Annotated in this window: 2 protein-coding genes; both read right to left on the reverse strand. The window is 65.8% G+C overall.

Annotated features, from left to right (window positions below; genetic code table 11):
• Positions 1-125: 125 nt before the first annotated feature.
• A complete protein-coding gene (locus WAO18_RS03650) occupies positions 126-1331 on the reverse strand; it encodes a serine hydrolase domain-containing protein (RefSeq protein ID WP_422203983.1) in 1206 nt (401 codons plus the stop codon).
• Positions 1328-2812, reverse strand: coding sequence for a biotin carboxylase (locus WAO18_RS03655; RefSeq protein WP_422203985.1), 1485 nt, complete (start codon positions 2810-2812; stop codon positions 1328-1330). Before WAO18_RS03655 ends, WAO18_RS03650 begins: the two co-directional genes overlap by 4 nt.
• Between the last annotated feature and the right edge of the window lie 516 nt (positions 2813-3328).

The raw sequence follows: 3328 nt of genomic DNA on the forward strand, positions 1-3328 counted from the left end.
CCCTGCCCGCGGGCTCCGCCGGTGATCAAGGCAACGCGTCCATCCAAAGCACCCATAGCTGATTAAGCTACCAGCGAGGTCATAGCCCGCGCGCGAAACTGCTTGCAGCGAGCTTTATTTGGATATCAGTCGACGGTCTGGCCAGTGACGCCGGCCATCTCACGTGCCACCGCATCGAATGCGCGCAGCGTAGTCAACACGTGCGATTCATGAGCAGGCGGCTGGGTGGACAACTTGGCGGCGACCAGCTCCGCGGCGCGGTTGACGTAGATCATCTGACCGCACATGCCCAGACACATCACGACGTTGTTGCCCGGGTAGGGGAACCACATCTGGTTTCGGTACATCCCGCCAGGCAGTTCGGTGTCGTCGGGGCTGGCGGCGAACGCTCGACGCGAGTCGGGTCCGCCGTCCAGGGTGTCGGCCACCCAGGCCGCCGGCACCACCTGCTGCCCGGTCAGCGAGACACCGGCCCGCACAAACAGCGACCCGAACCGCAGCATGTCAGTAAGACACACGTTGATACCGCCGTCGAAGAACCCGGTGCCGGCGGCGTCCACGCCGATGGCGGCGTCGCATCGGCCGCCGATGCGGCTCCACAACAGCTCCGACATCAGTTCGGGCATCCGCTGACCACCTGCGACTTCGCAGATCCAGCCGAGTACATCGGTGTCGCACGAGCGATACGCGAACGGACCACCGTGCGGCGATTTTCGCTGCAGGGTCAGCAGATAGTCGTAAAGCGTGGCGGGCACGTTCGGACTGCTCCTGGGCTGCCATCCGACTGCCTGCTCGAGGACGTGTATCTCCGCGGCCGGGTCGAGGTAGTCATCTGAGAATGCGATACCCGAGCGCATGTCTAGCAGGTTGCGAATCGTAGCACCGGCGTAGCCGCAGTTCCCGAGGGCGGAAACGTATGCCGTGACCGGCGCGTCGAGCTCGATCGCGCCGCCCCCGTGCAGCGCGCCGATCACCGCCGCCACCAGCGACTTGCTGACCGAAAACACCAGGTGCGGGGTCTCAGCTTCCATGCCACCGAGATACTCTTCGGCCACCAACGAACCGCGGTGCGCGACGGCCCACCCATCGGTAGCGGTGGTTGCCATCAACGCGCCAACGGTGGCTGCTTGCCCGTCGGTGGTGGTCACCGGGATCTCGGCTACCGCAGTGCTCGCTGCGGGCAACGCCGCGACCGGACCGGTCCCGCGCGAGATCACCGCGGTCGGCACGAAGTCTTCGACGTGCTGGAACGACCAGTGCGAATACGGCGGCGCCAGCCAATTTCCTAGTGTGATGCCGACCGGGACGTGGCTCGCGCGGCCGCTGCTCACGCTCGTGCGACGAGCCGCGAGACGATCGGTGCGGCCGGCGCGAGGGGAGTTGAGACGAACTTCGCTTTCATGCCCTTGACCCAGCGCTGGCAGCGTTCGGTGAGCCGGTAGTCGTCGGTCTGCAGGTGTCCGCGGGTGACGAGCACGCCGAGTTGGGCGCCCTCAGAGCGCAAGTCGCCGGGTGCCGCGACCCGCATGTAGAAGGCCTCGGAACCGTCGAGCAGCGTCGCCCAGTCGTTGGCGGGCCGCGCAAAGGAGGTGCGACCGTCGTCGTCGATGCGCCATACCCCGGTGCGTGGCGTCGCGGTGAAAAGCTCGATGTCCGTGGAGGTCTCGTTGATGATCACTTGGCTCCAGACCTCGTCCTCGCCATAGCCCCGCTCCCAGCGCGCGTTGATCTCATCGATGTCCAGCTCGTACTCCACGTCCATGTACTCGAGCAGGTGAAAGAGGAACAGCGGCATGTCGGCGTATGCCTCGGTGGTCAGGTTCGTCATCGGGCTCGCGCCGGACAAGCGCGGGTTCACCTCGCCCAGGTAGAGGTCGTCGGAGTCCAGATCATGCAGCAGATCGACCTCGAAGTAGCCGCGGTAGCCTTCGCGGCTCAGGATGTCGCCCAGCTTGCCCACCATTTCTCGGGCAGCGCGCGTCTGGTGCGGCGGAAGGACCTCGCGCCAGATGTCATTGCCGCACCAGCTGCCTCGGTACGGAGTCAGCTCGGAATAACCGACGAGACTCGTCATCGCCGGGCCGATCACGGTGCCATGGCGGGTCACGGCGCCCTCGATGCACACCTCGACATTGCGGATACGCTTCATGACTTTGAATTCCTGCTGCCCGGTCAGGTCGCCGGCATGCTCGTCCCAGTCGCGCTGACCGTGGACGAAGAACGTTCCGCTGCCGGCGTTGCCGTAGGGGATCGAGATGACCAGGTCGTCTCCCAATCCGGCGCTCTGCGCGAGCGCCAGCAGCTCGTCGTAGGAGCCGGACCGCCCCATCACGTGCGGCACGCTCGCTATGCCTGCTTCGTCGGCCAGGCGCGTCATGACGGTCTTGGAGCCCAGCCGGTTGCGCAGCTCCACCGATGGGTGCATGACCTCGAGACCCGCCTTGCGCGCGAGGGTCTGGGTTTCCTCGTCCAGCATCACAAAGCAGGCCTTGGCGCCGGGCCCGCGGCCCGCGATGAAGTCGAGGGTCTCGGGATCGGTCAGCAGATGGTTGCAGACGTCGCCCATGGAGTCGAAGTCCAGGCGGTCGCGCCGCCGTGGCACGAACACGCGCGAATGTATGCCCTCGAATGAGTCAAAGTAGGTCAGGTAGAAGAAGTTTCGTACCCAACGGTCGATGCCGAGCAAGTTGAACGGGGTCGGCGAGATGAAGTACAGCGGCACGGTGTTGGTGTGAAAGAACGCGCGGACGTCCGAGATGCCGTTCAGCACCCGACGCGACCCCGGCTCAGGTCCGCGGGCGGGCACGATCACGCTGGCCGCGGTGACGTCGACGCGTGGGTATAGCACAGCGACCGCGGGGGCGTCGCGGTCAGCGCGGCAGCGGTGCGATCAAACACCTTCATGGCACAAGTGTGCACCTGGCTAGGGCCGTGCGGGCGCGAAGTGCCCCATCACCAGCCTCGTATCGTGCTAACACCAGCAGGTCCGATGCATCGGGGGCTAAGTGCTCAGGAGCGCCCGATGGTGCGGCGGGAGTAGCGCCGCGTCTGGCCGATCCGGCGCTTGACGGCCACGGGATCTTTCACGGCTCGGCCCGCACCTCGCCGCTTGTGCGGCTTACACATCGCGCAGCCACGCCACGAACGCGAAGGATGATGGTTCGGCATGACCGCTCCCAGGGAGACTCCGCGCGACGGCGAAGGGATTGACGTTATCGTCTCATCGCGTCGAGGACCAGTGTCTGCGGTTTGCCAGCACATCACGCTGACGCTCGCAACGTGACGAAGGGCGCGCCGTCGCCCTACCCTGCTGCGCGTTCGATATCGC

Origin of the sequence: Mycobacterium sp., assembly GCF_049278535.1 — a bacterium.
GTDB lineage: Bacteria > Actinomycetota > Actinomycetes > Mycobacteriales > Mycobacteriaceae > Mycobacterium.